Below are 18,915 nucleotides of genomic sequence, written 5' to 3'. Positions count from 1 at the left end.
TCAGAAGCCGGGGCGGCCGTAGGTCTGCTGGGCGTGGGCCTGGCCGCCGTACGCCTGGTCGGTGGGGACGATGTCCTTGCCGAGGGGCAGCAGCGAGACGGGGATGAGCTTGAAGTTCGCGATGCCGAGCGGGATGCCGATGATCGTGATGCAGAGCGCGACGCCGGTGACGATGTGGCCGATGGCGAGCCACCAGCCGGCGAGGATCAGCCAGAGGACGTTGCCGATGCAGGAGGCGGCGCCGGCGCCGGGCTTGTCGACGACGGTGCGGCCGAAGGGCCAGAGGGCGTAGAGGCCGATGCGGAAGGCGGCCAGGCCGAAGGGGATGCCGATGATCGTGATGCAGAGCAGGACCCCGGCGAGGAGGTAGCCGAGGAACAGCCAGAAGCCGGAGAGGACGAGCCATATGACGTTGAGAACGGTCTTCACGGGCGGCGACCTGCCATCTCTTCGAGCCGGGCGATCCGCTCGGCCATGGGCGGGTGGGTCGAGAACATCTTGGAGAGTCCCTTACCCGGACGGAAGGGGTTCGCGATCATCATGTGGCTCGCGGTCTCGATGCGTGGCTCGGGGGGCAGCGGGAGCTGCTTGGTGCCGGCTTCGAGTTTCCTGAGGGCGCTGGCGAGGGCGAGGGGGTCGCCGGTGAGCTGGGCGCCGGAGGCGTCGGCCTCGTATTCGCGGGAGCGGGAGATGGCGAGCTGGATGATGGAGGCGGCGACGGGGCCGAGGACCAGGATCAGCAGGTAGCCGAGGAGGCCGGGGCCGTCGTCGTCGCCGGAGCGGCCGACGGGGATGAGCCAGGCGAAGTTGACCAGGAACATCACGACGGAGGCGAGTGCGCCGGCGACCGAGGAGATGAGGATGTCCCGGTTGTAGACGTGGCTCAGTTCGTGGCCGATGACGCCGCGGAGCTCGCGCTCGTCGAGGATGGCGAGGATGCCCTCGGTGCAGCAGACGGCGGCGTTGCGCGGGTTGCGGCCGGTGGCGAAGGCGTTGGGCGCCTGGGTCGGCGAGATGTAGAGGCGCGGCATCGGCTGGCGGGCCTGGGTGGAGAGCTCCCGCACCATCCGGTAGAGGGCGGGGGCCTCGAATTCGCTGACGGGGCGGGCGCGCATGGCCCGCAGGGCGAGCTTGTCGCTGTTCCAGTACGCGTACGCGTTGGTGCCGATCGCGACGACGAGTCCGACGATCAGGCCCGTACGGCCGAAGAAGCTGCCGATGACGATGATGAGGGCGGAGAGCCCTCCGAGGAGTACGGCGGTCCTCAGCCCGTTGTGCCGGCGGTGCACGGTACGCCCTCCAAGTGGTGCGGCAGGGGAACCCTTTGCTTGGTGGTCCACGCCTCAAGTGGACCCTCACGTACTGGTCAACGCCAGGCGAGAGGCTGCGGTTCCCCCGGCCGCACCGGGGGCGTGTTGCGCCGTCCGGGTGATTCCCGGGCGTCAGCGCGCGGCGGGGACCTTCTCGGCGGCCGGGGCGAGGCCGGCCTTGACGAGGGCGTCGGCGAGCGGCTCGACCTCGCTGGTGCAGTGGGCGCAGCGGGTGGCGATGGCCGGGATCTCGGCGAAGCAGCGGGGGCAGTCGCGCTTCTCGGACTTGGGGTCGAGGGCCTCTTCCTTGGCGAACCTCGCCTGGACCTTCGCCATGGGGAGGACGAAGAGGAAGTAGAGGACCAGGGCGGTGATGAGGAAGGCGATGGTGGCGGCGATGGCCAGGCCGTAGGGGAAGACGGTCTGGCCGACCTTGAACTTCGCCTCGCTGAAGTCGCCGACGGAGCCGGTGGCGAGGCCGATGAGCGGGGTGATGAACGCCTTGCTGAAGCCGGTGACGACGGCCGTGAACGCCGAGCCGACGGCCAGGCCGATGGCCATCGAGACGACGTTCCCGCGGAGTATGAAGTCCTTGAATCCGTTCAGCACGGCGTGTTGCTCCCAGGGGTTTCGTGGGGGGTCAGAAGAGGCCGGTCGTCGCGAAGCGGAGGGCGAACTGCGGGTAGCCCGACAGGACGGCTCCGGCGGCGGCGGTCAGCACGATCGCCAGGGTGACGGGCGCGGGGGCCCGCCGCGGCTCGGTGGCGATCGCGTCCTGGGGCGTGCGGAACAGCAGGGCCGTCCACCGCAGGTAGTACGCGAGGCCGATGACGACGTTGACGCCCATGACCACGGCCAGCCAGCCGAGGCCCGCGTCGACGGCCGACGAGAACACGGTCACCTTGGCGAAGAGGCCGATGATACCCGGGGGCAAACCGGCCAGATTCAGGAGGAAGAAGGCGAGCGCGAGGGCGGCGGCGGGGCTGGCGGCGTAGAGCCCGGCGTGGTCGGCGATCCGCTTGCCCGGGTGGGTGCGGGCGACGAGGGCGACGACGGCGAAGGCGCCGAGGTTCACGACGGCGTACATGAGGGCGTACGCGACGGTGGCGCCGACCTGCTCGTCGCTGGAGTACGCGGCGGCCCCTATCGGCACCAGGAGGTAGCCGGCCTGGGCGACGGAGGACCAGGCGAGCAGCCGGACCGCGCTGCCGGGGCGGGCGGGGTCCTGGCGGAGGGCTGCGACGTTGCCCGCGGTCATGGTGAGGGCGGCGAGGACGGCGAGGGCGGGGCCCCAGACGTCGGCGTACGGGGGGAAGGCGACGACCGTCACCAGGATGAGTCCGGTGAAGCCGACGGCCTTGCCGACGACCGACAGGTAGGCGGCGACGGGCAGCGGGGCGCCGGTGTAGGTGTCGGGGACCCAGAAGTGGAAGGGGACGGCGGCGAGCTTGAAGGCGAAGCCGACGAGGGTGAGGGCGACGCCGGCCTCGGCGAGGGTCTGGAGCCCGCGGGGGACCTCGTCGAGCCGGGCGGCGATCTCGGTGAGGTGGAGGGTGCCGGTGGCGGCGTAGACGAAGCTCACACCGAGGAGGGTGACGGCGGTGGCGGTCACCGAGGAGAGGAAGAACTTGAGGGCGGCCTCGCTGGAGCGGCGGTCGCCGCGCTTGAGGCCGACGAGCGCGAAGGCGGGCAGCGAGGCGACCTCCAGGGCGACCACGAGGGTGGCGAGGTCCCGGGAGGCGGGCAGCAGGGCGGCTCCGGCGGCGGAGGACAGCAGCAGGAACCAGTACTCGCCGGCCGGGAGCTTCTCGCGGGTGGCGGGCAGCGAGAGCAGGGCGGTGAGCAGGGCGCCGCCGAGCACGAGGAGCTGGACGACCAGGGTGAAGTGGTCGGCGGTGTAGCTGCACCCGGCGGTCCGGGCGGCGCTGTCGGCCTGGGCGGCGGGGGTGAGGCAGAAGGTGGCGCGGTCGCCGGCGCGCAGCGGCAGGAGCAGGACGAGGGCGGCGGCGAGGCCGGCGACCGAGACCCAGCCGAGGACCTGCTTGCGCGCGGCGGGCACGAAGAGGTCGGCGACGAGGACGCCGAGGGCGACCAGGGCGGTGAGGGTCGGGGGCGCGATCGTCAGCCAGTCGACGGACTGGACGAGCGAGGTGGTGGCCGGCATCACTGGGTGCCTCCCGCGAGGAGCTGCTGGACGGCCGGGTCGGTGAGGCCGAGGAGGACCGCGGGCCAGAGTCCGGCGAGGACGGTGAGGGCGACGAGCGGGGTCCAGGCGGCCAGCTCGTACGGCTGGACGTCGGCGAGCTCCGGTTCGCCGGCCGGGCGGGGGCCGCCCATGCAGACGCGGCGGACCACGATCAGCAGGTACGCGGCGGTCAGCAGGGTGCCGAGGCCGCCGAGGACCATGAAGACGAGGTACGCGGCCCGGTTCAGCCCTTCGGCCGGGTCGAAGGCGGCGAAGAGGGCGAGCATCTCGCCCCAGAAGCCGGCAAGCCCGGGCAGGCCGAGGGAGGCGACGGCGGCGAAGGCGAGGAGGGCGCCGAGGCGGGGGGCGCGGCCGTAGAGGGCGGCGCCGGTGGCCCCGGCGAGGGTGTCGAGGTCGGCGGTGCCGTAGCGGTCCTTCAGGGCTCCGACGAGGAAGAAGAGCAGGCCGGTGATGAGGCCGTGGGCGATGTTGGCGAAGAGCGCGCCGTTGACGCCGGTGGGGGTCAGGGTGGCGATGCCGAGGAGGACGAAGCCCATGTGGCCGACGGAGGAGTACGCGATGAGCCGCTTGAGGTCGCCCTTGGCGCCGGGCCGCGCCAGGGCGAGGCAGGCCAGGGAGCCGTAGACGATGCCGGCGGCGGCGAAGGCGGCCAGGTAGGGGGCGAGGGTGTGCATGCCGTCGGGGGCGATGGGCAGCGCGATGCGGACGAAGCCGTACGTGCCCATCTTGAGGAGCACGCCGGCGAGGAGGACCGAGCCGACGGTGGGGGCGGCGGTGTGGGCGTCCGGCAGCCAGGAGTGCAGCGGCCACATGGGGGTCTTCACCGCGAGCCCGATGCCGATCGCGAGGACGGCGGTGACCTGCACCGACGTGGTCAGTCCGCGGCCGTGGTCGGTGGCGAGCGCGACCATGTCGAAGGTGCCGGCCTTTATCCCGATGAGGAGCAGGCCGAGCAGCATGACGACGGAGCCGAGCAGCGTGTAGAGGATGAACTTCCCGGCGGCGGCGCGGCGGCCCTCGCCGCCCCAGCGGGAGATGAGGAAGTACATCGGGACGAGGACCGTCTCGAAGGCGAGGAAGAAGAGGACCAGGTCGAGGACGGCGAAGGTGGCGAGGGTGCCGGCCTCCAGGAGGAGCAGCAGCGCGACGAACGCCTTCGGGGACGGGCCCGGCGGCAGCTTGAAGTAGGAGTACAGCGCGCAGAGGAAGGTCAGCAGCGCGGTCAGCACCAGGAGGGGGAGGGAGACGCCGTCGACGCCGAGGTGGATCCGGACGTCGAGCGCCCTGATCCAGCTGATGTCGGTGGTGGCCTGCATCCGCGACGGGTGGTCGTGGTCAAAGCCCAGGGCGAGGGCGATCGCCGCGAGGAGGATCACGCCGGTGACGGTGACGCCGTGGCGGAGGACCGCCTGGTCGGGCGACTTCCCCTTGAGTCCGGGCGGGGCGGGCAGGAGCGCGGCGGCGGCGCCGAGGAGCGGCGCCGCGACGAGGAACGCGAGGAGGAACTGCATCACGGATTCGCTGATATCGATCACGGCTCACGCTCCGGCGAAGGCGTTGGCGAGGGCGACGGCGGCGATCGCCAGGACGACGGAGCCGGCGAGCAGGGCGCTGAGGTAGGTCTGCACGTTGCCGGTCTGGGCGCGGCGGACGAGCCACCCGAGGCCCTTGGCGGTGCCGGCGGCGCCGCGCACGTAGGTGTCGACGACCTCGCGGTCCAGGAAGCGGACCAGGGAGGCGGCGCCGAGCACCGGGCGGACGAACGCCTTGGCGTAGAGGGCGTCCAGGTGGAAGCCGTCGGCGGCGGGGCCGTGCAGCGGGCCGAGGAGGGCGCGGCCGGGGTCGGCCGGGTCCTCGGCGGGGTGCGGCAGGCGCAGCGCCTCGGCCTCGACCAGGCCGGCGTCGGCGTCCGGGTGGGCGACGTGCGGGGCGGTCGCGGCGGGTACGGCCCGGGCGGCCAGGGTGCGCCAGACGGCGTAGGTGACGGCGCCGCCGGCGACGGCGAGGCCGGTGCCGAGGACGGCGGTGGTGAGGGTCGGGGCGAGGGCCTCGCCGTCGAACCAGTCGTCCAGGACGAAGGCGCCGAGGCCGAAGCCGAGGGACGGGACCGCGAGGACCCACAGGACGCCCGTCATGGCGATCGGCTGGCGCCCGTGGTCCGGCGCGGCCGGGCCCCGGCCGCGGAAGGCGCGCAGCCAGAGGCGGAGCGCGTACGCGGCGGTGAGGAGGGCGGTCAGCAGGCCCGCGACGAGGACGGTCCAGCCGGCCCCCGCGGGGACGCCGGGCCGGTCGCCGAGCGCCGTGTGCTCGGCGGCGACCAGGACGGCCTCCTTGGAGAAGAAGCCGGCGAAGGGCGGGATCGCGGCGAGCGCGAGGAGGGCGACGGTCATCGTCCAGTACGCGTCGGGGATCCGCTTCGCCAGGCCGCCCGTCCGGGACATGGCGGTGAGCGAGTTGGTGCCGGCGGCGTGGATGACCGCGCCGGCGGCGAGGAAGAGCAGCGCCTTGAAGGCGGCGTGCGACAGGAGGTGGAAGACGGCGGCGCCGCGGTCGCCGACGGCGAGCGCGCCCGCCATGTAGCCGAGCTGGCCGATCGTCGAGTAGGCGAGGACCCGCTTGATGTCGTCCTGGGCGAGGGCGGCGAGCGCCGAGCCGACCATGGTGACCGCGGCCATCACGGCGAGCACGGTCATCGCGGCGGCGGAGGCGGCGAAGACCGGCAGCAGCCGGGCCACGAAGTAGATGCCGGCGGCGACCATGGTGGCCGCGTGGATGAGCGCGGAGACCGGCGTCGGGCCGGCCATGGCGTCGGGGAGCCAGGTGTGCAGGGGGAACTGCGCGGACTTCCCGGCCACGCCGGCGAGGAGCAGCAGCGCCACCGGGGTGGGGTGGTCGAGGCCGCCGCTCGCGACGGTGGAGAGGATGCCGTCGATGCGGAAGGTGCCGGCGTCGGCGGCGAGCGCGAAGAGCCCGAAGAGGAAGGGGACGTCGCCGAGCTTGGTGACGAGGAAGGCCTTCAGGGAGGCGGAGCGCGCCTCGGGGGTCTCCCAGTAGTGCCCGACGAGGAAGTACGAGCAGATGCCCATGACCTCCCAGCCGACCAGGAGCACCATCAGGTCGCCGGAGTAGACGACGAGGAGCATCGCGGCGGTGAAGAGGGAGACGAGCGCGGCGTACGAGGCGTAGCGGGGGTCCTCGCGGAGGTAGCCGGTCGAGTAGATCTGCACGCAGCTCGCGACCACGCCGACGAGGACGGCCACGAGGGCGGCGAAGCCGTCGATGTGGACGCCGAGGGTGATCGGGACGGAGCCGGTGGGCGTCAGCTCGGTGGCCGCCTCGATCACCGTGTTCCCGCCCTGGCGGACGGCGACGAGGACGGCGAGGACGGCGGCGGCGAGGGTCGGGAGGACGGCGAGCGGCCGGACGAAGCCGGGTGCGGCGCGGCCGACGGCGAGACCGGCGGCGGCGCCGAGGAAGGGCAGGAGGGGGACGAGGACGGCGAGGGTCGTGGTGGTCACGCGGCGGCCTCGGCCTTCTCGTCGGTGCTGTCCGGGGTCGCGGCCGGCTCGGGGCGCTCCGCCGTGTCGCGGAGGCGGTCGACGTCGGAGGTGCCGCGGTTGCGGTACACCATCAGGACGATCGCGAGGCCGATGCCGATCTCGGCGGCCGCGACGGCGATGGTGAAGAGGGTGAGGGCCTGGCCGGCGTGGAGGGCGTCGCGGAGCCAGACGTCGAAGGCGACCAGGTTGAGGTTGACGGCGTTGAGCATCAGCTCGACCGACATCAGGACCAGGATCGCGTTGCGGCGGGCGAGGACGCCGTACAGGCCGACGCAGAAGAGGAGCGCGGCGAGGACGGCGGGGTAGGCGAGGTGCATCAGTCCCGCTCCCCTTCCGGCTTCTTGCGGGACAGGACGATGGCGCCGACCAGGGCGGCGAGCAGCAGCACGGAGAGCGCCTCGAAGGGCAGCACCCAGTGCCGGAAGAGCGTCTCGCCGGTCACGTCGGTGGAGCCCCGGGCGGGCCCGTCGAGCTCGATCCAGGTCTTGCGGAAGGCGTCCCAGACCACCCAGACGAGCGCGGCGGCGGCGGCCGCCGCGACGGCGAGGGCGACCGGCCGGTTGCCGGAGTCGGCGTCCGGGGAGCGGCCGATCGGCGCCTTGGTGAGCATCAGTCCGAAGAGGAGCAGGACGACGACCGAGCCGACGTAGATCAGGACCTGGACCCAGGCGATGAACTCGGCGGTCAGCAGGAGGTACTCGACGGCGAGGCCGCCGAGGGCGACCACGAGCCAGAGCGCGGCGTGCACGAGCTGCTTCGTGGTGACGGAGACGACGGCGGCGCCGAGGGTGACGAGACCGACCAGGAGGAAGGCGATCTCGACGCCGGTGGGCGAGAGGAAGCCGGGGTGGGCCGGCGGGGCGGCGAGAATCACTGCGGGCCCTCCTGCTGCTGGGCCGCGGCCTCGGCGGCGGCCTGGGCGGCGGCGGCCTTCTCGGCGGCCTTGTGGGCGGCGGCGATCTCCTTGGGCTCCTCGGCCCTCGGGTCGAGCGCGGGCGGCTCGGGGACGGTCCACATCCACTCGCGGAGCTTGTCCCGCTCGTGGGTCAGCTCCAGGATGTCGGTCTCGGCGTACTCGAACTCCGGCGACCAGAAGAGGGCGTCGAAGGGGCACACCTCGATGCAGATCCCGCAGTACATGCAGAGGGAGAAGTCGATGGCGAAGCGGTCGAGGACGTTCCGGCTGCGCTCGCGGCCGCCGGGGGCGGCGGCCGGGACGGTCTCCTTGTGGGAGTCGATGTAGATGCACCAGTCGGGGCACTCGCGGGCGCACAGCATGCAGACCGTGCAGTTCTCCTCGAACAGCGCGATCACCCCGCGCGAGCGGGGCGGCAGCTCGGGCTGCGCGTCCGGGTACTGCGCGGTGACCGACTTGCGGGTCATCGTGCGGAGGGTGACGGCGAGGCCCTTGGCGAGGCCGGAGCCGGGGATCTTGGGGGACATCTAGCTGATCGCCACCTTCACGATGCCGGTGAGCGCGATCTGCGCCAGGGCGAGCGGGACGAGCGTCGTCCAGGCGAGCTTCTGGAGCTGGTCCTCGCGCAGGCGCGGGTAGCTCACCCGCAGCCAGATGACGACGAAGGCCAGGACGGCGGTCTTGAGCAGGGTCCAGAGCCAGCCGAGGCCGTCGTCGCCCCACGGGCCGTGCCAGCCGCCGAGGAAGAGGACGGTGGTGAGGCCGCAGAGGACGACGATGCCGGCGTACTCGGCGAGCAGGAAGAGCGCGAAGCGGAGGCCCGTGTACTCGGTGTACGCGCCGAAGATGATCTCCGAGTCGGCCACCGGCATGTCGAACGGCGGGCGCTGGAGCTCGGCGAGGCCCGCGACGAAGAAGACGAGCGCGCCGACGATCTGCCACGGCACCCACCACCACGCGAAGGCGTCGAGGACGCCGGTGAGCGAGACGGTGCCGGCGGCCATCGCGACGGAGGCGGCGGCGAGCAGCATCGGCAGCTCGTACGCGAGCAGCTGGGCGGCCGTGCGCAGGCCGCCGAGCAGGGAGAACTTGTTCGCGGACGCCCAGCCGGCCATCAGGCTGCCGAGCACGCCGACGCCCATGACGGCGAGCGCGAAGAAGACGCCGGCGTCGACGACCGCGCCGGCGGAGCCCGGACCGACCGGGATCGCGACGAGGACGAGGAGGTACGGGAGGAGGGCGACGGCCGGCGCGAGCTGGAAGACCCGGCGGTCGGCGTCCTTCGGGACGACGTCCTCCTTCTGGGCGAACTTCACGCCGTCGGCGACGAGCTGGGCCCAGCCGTGGAAGCCGCCGGCGTACATGGGGCCGAGGCGGCCCTGCATGTGGGCCATGACCTTGTGCTCGGTCTGGCCGACGACGAGCGGCAGCACGAGGAACGCGGCGAAGACCAGCAGCAGCCGGACGGCGACGTCGAGTGCGTCGTTCACGCGGGATCGCCTCCGGCGGAGTCGGGATGGTCGTCGTCGCCGTCACGGCCTTCGCCTGCGGCGGGCTTCGGCGCGGGCTCGCCTGCGGCGGGCTCGGCCGGAGTGGGGCCGGGCTGCGCGGTGGCCTTCGGCTCCGGTGCGGGCTTCGGCTCGGGCGCGGGCTCGGCCGTGGCGGGCTTCGGCGCGGGCTCGCCTGCGGCGGGCTCGGCCGGAGTGGGGTCGGGCCCCGGGGCGGGTGGTTTCCGGGGCTCGTCGAAGGCCGGGCGGGCGTGGTGCCAGGGGGCGTCGGAGCTGCGGGTGCGCGGGGGCGGCGAGGCAGCCCCGGCCTGCTCGGCCGGCTCCGCCGGCTCGGCCTTCGCGGTCTGCTCCGCCTGCCGGCTCGCCGAGCCCTGGCTCGCGCTGCGCGTGCGGCGCGGGGCGGCGGCCGGGGGCGTCTGGCTCGCCGAGCCGTCGGACGCGGAGCGCGTACGGCGAGGGGCCGGGGCGGCGGCCGGTTCCGGGGTCGCCTGGCTCGCCGAGCCCTCCGAGGCGGAGCGCGTACGGCGGGGGGTCGGGGCGGCGCCCGGCTCGGGCGCGGCCGGGGACGCCGGGGGCGTCTGGCTCGCGGAGCCGGCCGCGGCGGAGCGGGTGCGGCGGGGGGCCGGGGCTTCCTGGGTCGCCGAGCCCTCCGCCGTCGTGCGGGTGCGGCGGGGGCGGTCGGCGGCGGCGCCCCGGGCGGGGCGTTCGGGGGCCGGGGGGAGCTGGCCCTTGAGGGGGCCCCACTCGTTGGGGTCGGGGACGCCGGGCGGGAGCATCTGGCGGCGCTTGGGGCCGCCGTCGTGGGACTCGCCCGGCTCCTTCGCGCCCGGCCAGGCCTTCGCCACGCGGGCGGCGAGGACGAAGTCCTTGCGGAGGGGGTGGCCCTCGAAGTTCTCGGGGAGCAGGAGGGGGGTGAGGTTCGGGTGGCCCTCGAAGACCACGCCGAACATCTCGTGGGTCTCGCGCTCGTGCCACGCCGCGCCCGCGTAGACGCCGATGGCCGTCGGCAGCGACGCGGCCTCGTGCGGGACCGTCGTGCGGAGCAGGAGGCGGCGGGGGGCGCCGCCGCCGACGGCGACGACGTGGGCGCAGACGCGGAAGCCGGTGCCGGGCTCGTCGACCGCGCTCAGCCAGTCGAAGTAGGTGCAGCCCAGCTCGTCCCGGGCGGTCCGCAGCGCGTCGAGCCATTCCGTGGCGGGGACGTCGACGGTCAGCAGGTCGTACGCCCTCTCGGCCGCCGCCTCGTCGCCGAACAGGTCCGTCACGGCCTCGGGGAGGGAGTCGTAGCGGTTCATCGGTCGTCGCCTCCCGGCGGCGGGGTGACCAGCGGGCTGGTGAGCTGGGCGACCGTGGCGCCGGAGCCGTACCGCTCGCCGAGGTTCTCGCGGGCGATCTTCTCCTGGAGCTTGAGGATGCCCTGGAGCAGCGCCTCGGGGCGGGGCGGGCAGCCGGGGACGTACACGTCGACCGGGATGATCTGGTCGACGCCCTTGGTGACGGAGTACGAGTCCCAGTAGGGGCCGCCGCAGTTCGAGCAGGCGCCGAAGGAGATCACGTACTTCGGCTCGGGCATCTGCTCGTAGAGCCGCTTCACCGCCGGTGCCATCTTGTCCGTCACCGTGCCGGAGACGATCATGAGGTCGGCCTGGCGCGGGCCGGGCGCGAAGGGGATCACGCCGAGCCGGATGAAGTCGTGCCGGGCCATGGACGCGGCGATGAACTCGATCGCGCAGCAGGCGAGGCCGAAGTTGAAGACCCAGAGGCTGTAGCGGCGGCCCCAGTTCAGGACCACCTTCATGGGCTCGGGGGCGAGCCGGGAGAGCGTGCCCAGCTTGGGGGCGGGCAGGGGCACGGCGCTCCCCGCGGGTGTTACGTCCATGCCAGGACGCCCTTCTTGTACGCGTAGAGCAGTCCGACGGCCAGGAAGCCGAGGAAGACGAACATCTCGACGAGGGTGGTCGCGCCGTAGCCGGGCGCGGCGAAGACCGTCGCCCACGGGAAGAGGAAGATCGAGTCGACGGCGAAGATGACGTAGAGGAAGGCGTAGACGTAGTAGCGGACCTGGGTGTGGGCCCAGCCCTCCCCCACGGGGTCGACGCCGCACTCGTAGGTGAGGAGTTTCTCCGGGGTCGGCACGACGGGCCGGAGCAGCCGGCCGGCGCCGAAGGCGACCGCGACGAAGAGCACGCCGACGACGGCGAGCAGCCCGACGACGGAGTACGTATCGAAATAGTCCGCCGCGACTACGGTCGGTTCCCGCACGTCGGCCGCCCCTCTCGGTCCCTCGGCATTTTCACCGACGCGAGTCTAGGCCCTGCTAAAAGGAGCGTAAGCAGGTGCCGGTGGGGTTATCCCCCCTGGCCGACACCCACTCCCCCCATGGCCCCGGGAGGCCGGGGGACGGCAGGCTGGGGGCATGACCGCTGATCACCCGAGCCCCTCCGCCCCCGCCGTCACGGCCGGGGACCCGCCCGCGCGGCGGCGGACCGCGTACGGGAAGGAGACCTGGAAGGAGGTCTCCTTCCTCCTCCTCAACCTGCCCGCCTCTCTCGTGGGCTTCGTCTACGCCGTCACCACGGTGTCCGTCGGGGCCGCCCTGTCGGTCACCGTCATCGGCCTGCCGCTGCTGGCGGCGGGGCTCGCGGGGGCGCGCGGGATCGGGCGCTCGGAGCGGGCGCGGGCGCGGTGGCTGCTCGACGCGGACGTGGCGGAGCCGTCGCCGCTGCCCCGGGCCGGCGGCGCGCTGCCGTGGCTGTGGGCGCAGCTGAAGGACCCGGTGGCGTGGCGGAGCCAGCTGTACGGGCTGATCCGGCTGCCGTGGGGCGTCCTCACCTTCGGCGTGACGCTGGGGTCGCTGGTGGGCCTGTGGCCGGTGCTGCCGTTCATCGCGCGGGGCCTGGCGGCGGCGGACCGGGGCATGGTGCGGGGGCTGCTCTCGCCGTCGGACGAGCTGGAGCGGCGGATCGTCGAGCTGGAGACGGACCGGGGCGTGGTCGTGGACACGGCGGCGGCGGACCTGCGGCGGATCGAGCGGGACCTGCACGACGGGGCGCAGGCGCGCCTGGTGGCGCTGGCGATGGGGCTCGGGCTGGCGAAGGAGAAGCTGCACGAGGACCCGGAGGCGGCGGCGGAGATGGTCGCGGAGGCGCACGGCGAGGTGAAGCTTGCCCTCCAGGAGCTGCGGGACCTGGCGCGGGGCATCCACCCGGCGGTGCTGACCGACCGGGGGCTCGGGGCGGCGCTGTCGTCGCTCGCGGGGCGGTGCACGGTGCCGGCGACGGTGGCGGTGGAGCTGCCCGACCGGCCGGCGGAGGCGATCGAGGGGATCGCGTACTTCACCGTCTCGGAGCTGCTGCAGAACGTGTCGAAGCACGCCCGGGCCCGCGCGGCCTCGGTGGAGGTGTGGCGGTCGGGGGACCGGCTGCTGCTCCAGGTGCGCGACGACGGGCGGGGCGGCGCGCGGCTCGACGGCGGCACGGGTCTGGCGGGGCTGGCGGAACGTCTCGGCGCGGTGGACGGCCTGCTGGTCGTGGACTCCCCCGAGGGCGGCCCGACGACGGTGACGGCGGAGCTGCCGTGGCGGGACCGCCGGGGCTGAGGCCCGGGGGCGGCGGGCGCCGGGCGGGGCGCGGGGCGGCGGCCACGGGGGGTGGGCGCGGGGCGGCGCATGTCGGATCCCGGCTGCCTGGCGCCGGATGGTGGATCCCGGATGGTGGATCCCGGATGGTGGATACCGGCCCCGAAGATGTCAGGTGTCGGCCCCGGCGGGCCCCGCCCCCGAGGGCCGGGTAGGGATAACCCCCCTCGGGAGACGCCGACCCGCCTCATGGTGCCGGAGGGGGCCCGGACGGAACCCTGGAGTCGTACCCAGGAACCCCTCCCAGGAGAGAAGGACGTCCGATGGATTCGCCCCTCGTCCCCGCAGCGCTTCGGGCCCCCTTCCAGGCACGGACCTGGAAGGCCTTCGTCTTCACGCTGGTGGGGCTGCCGCTGGCCGTGCTGTGGTTCTCGCTGGCGGTCTCGCTGACCTCGACGGGGGCGGGGCTGCTGATCACCTTCCTCGGGGTGCCGGTGCTCGCCGCGTCGCTGGCCGTGTGCCGGGGGATGGGCGCGGTGGAGCGGGGCCGGGTGCGGGGGCTGCTCGGGACGGACGTGGCGGCGCCGGAGCCGGTGCGGGGCCGGACGGGCGGGGCGTTCTCGTGGATGGCGGCGATGCTGCGGTCCGGGGCCTCGTGGCGGCACCTGCTGTACGCGCTGGTGCACTTCCCGTGGGCGGTGTTCTCGTTCTCGGTGTCGCTGGTCTTCTTCACGTGGGGCTGGGGCCTGTTCACGTACCCGGTGTGGCGGTGGGTCTTCCCCGCCTACCTGGGCCAGGACGGGATCCAGCTGTACGGGGACGAGACCCACGCCCTGTACCTGGACTCGCCCTTCGAGGTGGGCGTCACCTGCCTGGTCGGGCTGCTGTTCGTGCTGGCGTGGCCGCCGGTGCTGCGGGGGCTGACGGCGGTGGACCGCTTCCTGGTGGCGGGGCTGCTGGGCCCGGGGCGGCTGGCGGAGCGGGTGACGGAGCTGGAGTCGGACCGGGGCGTGGTCGTGGACACGGCGGCGGCGGACCTGCGCCGGATCGAGCGGGACCTGCACGACGGGCCGCAGGCGCGGCTCGCGTCGCTGGCGATGGACCTGGGGCTGGCCCGGGAGACCCTGGCCCGTGACCCGGAGGCGGCGGCGGTGCTGGTGGAGGAGGCGCACGGCGAGGTGAAGCTGGCGCTGAGCGAGCTGCGGGACCTGGCGCGGGGCATCCATCCGGCGGTGCTGACCGACCGGGGTCTGGACGCGGCGCTGTCGTCGGTGGCGGGCCGCTGCGCGGTGCCGGTGGCGGTGACGGTGGACCTGCCGGGGCGGCCGGTGGCGGCGATCGAGGGCCTGGCCTACTTCACGGTGGTGGAGCTGCTGCGGAACGTGACCCGGCACTCCCGGGCCCGGCGGGCCTCGGTGGACGTGTGGCGGTCGGAGAAGCGGCTGATGCTCCAGGTGCGGGACGACGGCGTCGGCGGCGCGGACCCGGCGCGCGGGCAGGGCCTGGCCGGGCTCGCGGAGCGGCTGCGGGCGGTGGACGGGGTGCTCGCGGTGGACTCCCCGGCGGGCGGCCCGACGACGGTGACGGCGGAACTGCCCTGGCGCGCCTGAGCCGACGGCCGGCGGCCGGGCCTCCGTGACGCGTGCGGGGCGCGGGCCGGCGGCCGGGCCCCCGTGGCGCGCCCGGGACGGCGGCCGGCGGCCGGGCCCCGGGACGCTCCCGGGACGGCGGCCGGCGGCCGGGCCCTCCGTGGCGCGCCCGAGGCGTCCCGTGTCCCCGGTGGGGGCTTTCCTGCGATGCTGATCACGCGGCGCCGACCGGGCCGCGTGATCGTACGGCAGGGACAGGGGGCGGCGGACGTGGGTGCGGGAGAGGCGGCGGACCGGGTGCGGGTGGTGATCGCCGAGGACTCGGTGCTGTTGCGCGAGGGGCTGACGCGGCTCCTCACGGACCGGGGGCACGAGGTCGTGGCGGGCGTCGGGGACGGCGAGGCGCTGGTGAAGACGGTGGCGGAGCTGGCGGACGCGGGCGCGCTGCCGGACGTGGTGGTGGCCGACGTGCGGATGCCGCCGACCCACACGGACGAGGGGGTGCGGGCGGCGGTGCGGCTGCGCGCGGAGTACCCGGACCTGGGGGTGCTGGTGCTGTCGCAGTACGTGGAGGAGCAGTACGCCACCGAGCTGCTGGCCGGGTCCACGCGGGGCGTGGGCTATCTGCTGAAGGACCGGGTCGCGGAGGTGCGGGAGTTCACCGAGGCGGTGGTGCGGGTGGCCGGGGGCGGTACGGCCCTGGACCCGGAGGTGGTGCAGCAGCTGCTGGGCCGGAGCCGGCAGCAGGACGTGCTGGCCCATCTGACGCCGCGCGAGCGGGAGGTCCTGGGTCTGATGGCCGAGGGCCGGACGAATTCGGCCATCGCGAAGCAGCTGGTGGTGAGCGACGGCGCGGTGGAGAAGCACATCGGCAATATCTTCCTCAAGCTGGGCCTGTCGCCGAGCGAGGGGGACCACCGCCGGGTGCTCGCGGTGCTGACGTACCTCAGGTCCTGAGCCGTTTTCCGCACCCGCAAGCCTTGATCTTCTGACACTCTGTCAGATACGGGTCCGGCCGGCCGCCGCGGACCCACCCCGGACCCCGGCCGGTCCGGCGGACCCGGGGCGGGCCCGCGGCGGACCCGGGACGGAAGAACGAGGCGGAATACGGCGTTCCGGAGCAATCCGGGTAGGCGCAGAACAGGACAATGCACAGCGAAAGGGCGTCTCAAAGAGAGGCCCATCATGCGAGAAGTCCCGGGAAGGCCCACCTCACCGTCGTAGGGTGGGCCGAGAGTCCCGCTTGCCGCTAGGGAGGTCCAGTAAGTGACCAGCCAGGTCAGTAGCGAGGCCGGCGAGGCCCTGCTCGGGGAGCAGCGCAGCGCCCCGGCGGAGGCCCACAACGGCGCCGAGAAGGAAGTCCGCCGCCTCGACCGGGTGATCATCCGGTTCGCGGGCGACTCCGGTGACGGCATGCAGCTCACGGGTGACCGCTTCACCTCGGAGACGGCGTCCTTCGGGAACGACCTGTCCACGCTGCCGAACTTCCCGGCCGAGATCCGCGCCCCCGCGGGGACCCTGCCCGGCGTCTCGTCCTTCCAGCTCCACTTCGCCGACCACGACATCCTGACCCCCGGCGACGCGCCGAACGTGCTGGTCGCGATGAACCCGGCCGCCCTCAAGGCGAACATCGGCGACGTGCCGCGCGGCGGCGAGATCATCGTGAACACCGACGAGTTCGCCAAGCGGGCCATGGCGAAGGTCGGGTACGCCGAGAGCCCGCTGGAGGACGGCTCGCTGGACGGCTACCGGGTCCACCCGGTGCCGCTGACGACGCTGACCATCGAGGCGCTCAAGGAGTTCGGCCTGTCGAGGAAGGAGGCCGAGCGGAGCAAGAACATGTTCGCGCTCGGGCTGCTGTCCTGGATGTACCACCGGCCGACCGAGGGCACCGAGGCCTTCCTGCGGTCCAAGTTCGCGAAGAAGCCGCAGATCGCCGAGGCGAACGTGGCCGCCTTCCGGGCCGGCTGGAACTTCGGCGAGACCACCGAGGACTTCGCCGTCTCCTACGAGGTCGCCCCCGCGACCCGCGCCTTCCCCACCGGCACGTACCGCAACATCTCCGGGAACCTGGCCCTCTCCTACGGCCTGATCGCCGCGGCGAAGCAGGCGGAGCTGCCGCTCTACCTGGGCTCGTACCCGATCACCCCGGCCTCGGACATCCTGCACGAGCTGTCGAAGCACAAGAACTTCGGCGTGCGGACCTTCCAGGCGGAGGACGAGATCGCCGGCATCGGCGCGGCGCTCGGCGCCGCCTTCGGCGGCTCCCTGGCGGTGACGACCACCTCGGGCCCCGGCGTGGCCCTCAAGTCCGAGACGATCGGCCTCGCGGTCTCGCTGGAGCTGCCGCTCCTGATCGTCGACATCCAGCGCGGCGGCCCGTCCACCGGCCTGCCGACCAAGACCGAGCAGGCCGACCTCCTCCAGGCCATGTACGGGCGCAACGGCGAGGCGCCGGTCCCCGTGGTGGCCCCGAAGACCCCGGCCGACTGCTTCGACGCGGCCCTGGAGGCGGCCCGGATCGCGCTCGCGTACCGCACCCCCGTCTTCCTGCTCTCCGACGGCTACCTCGCCAACGGCTCCGAGCCCTGGCGGATCCCCGAGGTCGCGGACCTGCCCGACCTGCGCACCCCCTTCGCGGCCGGCCCGAACCACACCCAGGCCGACGGCACCGAGGTCTTCTGGCCCTACAAGCGCGACCCGGAGACCCTCGCCCGCCCCTGGGCCGTCCCCGGCACGCCCGGCCTGGAGCACCGCATCGGCGGCATCGAGAAGCAGGACGGCACGGGCAACATCTCGTACGACCCCGCCAACCACGAGTTCATGGTCCGCACCCGGCAGGCCAAGGTCGACGGCATCGACGTCCCCGACACGGAGGTCGACGACCCGGACGGCGCCCGGACCCTGGTCCTCGGCTGGGGCTCCACCTACGGGCCGATCACCGCCGCCGTACGCCGCATCCGCCGCGAGGGCGGCCACATCGCCCAGGCCCACCTGCGCCACCTCAACCCCTTCCCGAAGAACCTCGGCGAGGTCCTGGGGCGGTACGAGAAGGTCGTGGTCCCCGAGATGAACCTCGGCCAGCTCGCCACCCTGATCCGCGCGAAGTACCTCGTCGACGCCCGCAGCCACACCCAGGTCAACGGCATGCCGTTCAAGGCCGAGCAGCTCGCCGCCGCCCTCAAGGAGGCCATCGATGCCTGAGAACCTGCTGCGCCTGGTGCCCAAGGCCGAGGCCGCCCAGACGATGAAGGACTTCAAGTCGGACCAGGAGGTCCGCTGGTGCCCGGGCTGCGGCGACTACGCCGTCCTCGCCGCCGTCCAGGGCTTCATGCCCGAGCTGGGCCTGGCGAAGGAGAACATCGTCTTCGTCTCCGGCATCGGCTGCTCGTCCCGCTTCCCGTACTACATGAACACCTACGGGATGCACTCCATCCACGGCCGCGCCCCGGCCATCGCCACCGGTCTGGCGACCTCCCGCCGCGACCTGTCGGTGTGGGTGGTGACCGGTGACGGCGACGCGCTGTCGATCGGCGGCAACCACCTGATCCACGCCCTGCGCCGGAACGTCAACCTCAAGATCCTGCTCTTCAACAACCGGATCTACGGCCTCACCAAGGGCCAGTACTCCCCCACCTCCGAGGTCGGCAAGATCACCAAGTCGACCCCGATGGGCTCCCTCGACGCCCCCTTCAACCCGGTGTCGCTCGCGATCGGCGCGGAGGCCACCTTCGTCGCCCGCACCGTCGACTCCGACCGCAAGCACCTCACCGAGGTGCTCCGCCAGGCCGCCGACCACGACGGCACGGCGCTGGTGGAGATCTACCAGAACTGCAACATCTTCAACGACGGCGCCTTCGAGGTCCTCAAGGACAAGGACCTGGCCAAGGAGGCCGTCATCCGCCTGGAGCACGGGCAGCAGATCCGCTTCGGCGCGGAGAACGAGAAGGGCGTCGTCCGCGACCCGGCCACCGGCGACCTGGAGGTCGTCACGGTCACCGCGGAGAACGAGTCCCGGGTCCTCGTCCACGACGCGCACGCCGCCTCCCCGACGACCGCCTTCGCGCTCTCCCGCCTCGCCGACCCCGACACCCTCCACCAGACCCCCATCGGCGTCTTCCGCTCGGTGGAGCGCCCGGTCTACGACACCCTGATGGCCGAGCAGCTCGACCGCGCGGCCGCCCAGCAGGGCGAGGGCGACCTCGGCCGCCTCCTGGCGGGCAACGACACCTGGACCGTGGTCGGCTGA

At 73.5% G+C, this 18,915-nt stretch carries 18 protein-coding genes; 5 read left to right on the top strand and 13 right to left on the bottom strand.

What is annotated here, in order from left to right; translation table 11 throughout:
* The 13 genes from ACFW6A_RS18815 to ACFW6A_RS18755 all read right to left on the bottom strand — a co-directional run bounded on the left by ACFW6A_RS18815 (position 1) and on the right by ACFW6A_RS18755 (position 11,762).
* A complete protein-coding gene (locus tag ACFW6A_RS18815; protein ID WP_351844793.1) occupies positions 1 to 429 on the bottom strand; it encodes a YccF domain-containing protein in 429 nt (142 codons plus the stop codon).
* Entirely contained in the window at positions 426 to 1,289 is an 864-nt protein-coding gene (gene htpX / locus ACFW6A_RS18810; RefSeq protein ID WP_351844791.1) for a zinc metalloprotease HtpX, read from the bottom strand. The genes ACFW6A_RS18815 and htpX overlap by 4 nt, the downstream gene beginning before the upstream one ends.
* A 153-nt stretch (positions 1,290 to 1,442) precedes the next feature.
* Entirely contained in the window at positions 1,443 to 1,919 is a 477-nt protein-coding gene (gene mscL, locus ACFW6A_RS18805; RefSeq protein ID WP_351844789.1) for a large conductance mechanosensitive channel protein MscL, read from the bottom strand.
* A 31-nt stretch (positions 1,920 to 1,950) separates the two neighbouring features.
* Positions 1,951 to 3,474 (bottom strand): NADH-quinone oxidoreductase subunit N, encoded by a 1,524-nt coding sequence (locus tag ACFW6A_RS18800; protein WP_351844787.1) that lies wholly within the window; start codon positions 3,472 to 3,474, stop codon positions 1,951 to 1,953.
* Positions 3,474 to 5,051 carry a NuoM family protein gene (locus ACFW6A_RS18795; RefSeq protein WP_386641539.1) on the bottom strand — a complete coding sequence of 526 codons (1,578 nt, stop codon included), beginning with the start codon at positions 5,049 to 5,051 and terminating at the stop codon, positions 3,474 to 3,476. The genes ACFW6A_RS18800 and ACFW6A_RS18795 overlap by 1 nt, the downstream gene beginning before the upstream one ends.
* A 3-nt stretch (positions 5,052 to 5,054) precedes the next feature.
* A complete protein-coding gene (locus tag ACFW6A_RS18790; RefSeq protein WP_386641536.1) occupies positions 5,055 to 7,034 on the bottom strand; it encodes an NADH-quinone oxidoreductase subunit L in 1,980 nt (659 codons plus the stop codon).
* A complete protein-coding gene (nuoK, locus tag ACFW6A_RS18785; protein ID WP_351844783.1) occupies positions 7,031 to 7,393 on the bottom strand; it encodes an NADH-quinone oxidoreductase subunit NuoK in 363 nt (120 codons plus the stop codon). Before nuoK ends, ACFW6A_RS18790 begins: the two co-directional genes overlap by 4 nt.
* Positions 7,393 to 7,950, bottom strand: coding sequence for an NADH-quinone oxidoreductase subunit J (locus ACFW6A_RS18780; protein ID WP_351844781.1), 558 nt, complete (start codon positions 7,948 to 7,950; stop codon positions 7,393 to 7,395). Before ACFW6A_RS18780 ends, nuoK begins: the two co-directional genes overlap by 1 nt.
* Entirely contained in the window at positions 7,947 to 8,519 is a 573-nt protein-coding gene (locus tag ACFW6A_RS18775) for an NADH-quinone oxidoreductase subunit I (RefSeq protein ID WP_351844779.1), read from the bottom strand. The genes ACFW6A_RS18780 and ACFW6A_RS18775 overlap by 4 nt, the downstream gene beginning before the upstream one ends.
* Positions 8,520 to 9,482, bottom strand: coding sequence for a complex I subunit 1 family protein (locus tag ACFW6A_RS18770; protein ID WP_351844777.1), 963 nt, complete (start codon positions 9,480 to 9,482; stop codon positions 8,520 to 8,522).
* A complete protein-coding gene (locus ACFW6A_RS18765) occupies positions 9,479 to 10,795 on the bottom strand; it encodes an NADH-quinone oxidoreductase subunit C (protein ID WP_386641533.1) in 1,317 nt (438 codons plus the stop codon). Before ACFW6A_RS18765 ends, ACFW6A_RS18770 begins: the two co-directional genes overlap by 4 nt.
* On the bottom strand, positions 10,792 to 11,379 hold the full coding sequence (locus tag ACFW6A_RS18760) for an NADH-quinone oxidoreductase subunit B family protein (protein ID WP_351844773.1): 588 nt from the start codon (positions 11,377 to 11,379) through the stop codon (positions 10,792 to 10,794). The genes ACFW6A_RS18765 and ACFW6A_RS18760 overlap by 4 nt, the downstream gene beginning before the upstream one ends.
* Positions 11,370 to 11,762, bottom strand: coding sequence for an NADH-quinone oxidoreductase subunit A (locus tag ACFW6A_RS18755; protein WP_031009254.1), 393 nt, complete (start codon positions 11,760 to 11,762; stop codon positions 11,370 to 11,372). Before ACFW6A_RS18755 ends, ACFW6A_RS18760 begins: the two co-directional genes overlap by 10 nt.
* 154 nt (positions 11,763 to 11,916) lie before the next feature.
* Here ACFW6A_RS18755 and ACFW6A_RS18750 point away from each other — a divergent pair, with 154 nt between their 5' ends.
* From ACFW6A_RS18750 to ACFW6A_RS18730, 5 genes are all read left to right on the top strand, one after another.
* A complete protein-coding gene (locus ACFW6A_RS18750) occupies positions 11,917 to 13,098 on the top strand; it encodes a sensor domain-containing protein (RefSeq protein ID WP_351844771.1) in 1,182 nt (393 codons plus the stop codon).
* Positions 13,099 to 13,400: 302 nt separating this feature from the next.
* Positions 13,401 to 14,687 (top strand): sensor histidine kinase, encoded by a 1,287-nt coding sequence (locus ACFW6A_RS18745; RefSeq protein ID WP_386641529.1) that lies wholly within the window; start codon positions 13,401 to 13,403, stop codon positions 14,685 to 14,687.
* Positions 14,688 to 14,963: 276 nt separating this feature from the next.
* Positions 14,964 to 15,623: a response regulator transcription factor gene (locus ACFW6A_RS18740; protein WP_200426128.1), complete on the top strand. Its 660-nt coding sequence runs from the start codon at positions 14,964 to 14,966 to the stop codon at positions 15,621 to 15,623.
* A gap of 309 nt (positions 15,624 to 15,932) precedes the next feature.
* Positions 15,933 to 17,870, top strand: a complete 1,938-nt coding sequence (locus tag ACFW6A_RS18735; protein ID WP_351844767.1) for a 2-oxoacid:acceptor oxidoreductase subunit alpha — start codon at positions 15,933 to 15,935, stop codon at positions 17,868 to 17,870.
* On the top strand, positions 17,863 to 18,915 hold the full coding sequence (locus ACFW6A_RS18730; protein WP_351844765.1) for a 2-oxoacid:ferredoxin oxidoreductase subunit beta: 1,053 nt from the start codon (positions 17,863 to 17,865) through the stop codon (positions 18,913 to 18,915). The genes ACFW6A_RS18735 and ACFW6A_RS18730 overlap by 8 nt, the downstream gene beginning before the upstream one ends.

Origin of the sequence: Streptomyces sp. NPDC058758 (assembly GCF_042746075.1) — a bacterium.
GTDB lineage: Bacteria > Actinomycetota > Actinomycetes > Streptomycetales > Streptomycetaceae > Streptomyces.
This window is presented reverse-complemented; position numbering and strand designations above follow the sequence as displayed.

Excerpts from the sequence above, each read along its gene's own strand:
- ACFW6A_RS18800 (WP_351844787.1), bottom strand. The coding sequence starts at position 3,474 with ATGCCGGCCACCACCTCGCTCGTCCAGTCCGTCGACTGGCTGACGATC.
- nuoK (WP_351844783.1), bottom strand. The coding sequence starts at position 7,393 with ATGCACCTCGCCTACCCCGCCGTCCTCGCCGCGCTCCTCTTCTGCGTC.
- ACFW6A_RS18775 (WP_351844779.1), bottom strand. The coding sequence starts at position 8,519 with ATGTCCCCCAAGATCCCCGGCTCCGGCCTCGCCAAGGGCCTCGCCGTC.
- ACFW6A_RS18765 (WP_386641533.1), bottom strand. The coding sequence starts at position 10,795 with ATGAACCGCTACGACTCCCTCCCCGAGGCCGTGACGGACCTGTTCGGC.
- ACFW6A_RS18760 (WP_351844773.1), bottom strand. The coding sequence starts at position 11,379 with ATGGACGTAACACCCGCGGGGAGCGCCGTGCCCCTGCCCGCCCCCAAG.
- ACFW6A_RS18750 (WP_351844771.1), top strand. The coding sequence starts at position 11,917 with ATGACCGCTGATCACCCGAGCCCCTCCGCCCCCGCCGTCACGGCCGGG.
- ACFW6A_RS18745 (WP_386641529.1), top strand. The coding sequence starts at position 13,401 with ATGGATTCGCCCCTCGTCCCCGCAGCGCTTCGGGCCCCCTTCCAGGCA.
- ACFW6A_RS18730 (WP_351844765.1), top strand. The coding sequence starts at position 17,863 with ATGCCTGAGAACCTGCTGCGCCTGGTGCCCAAGGCCGAGGCCGCCCAG.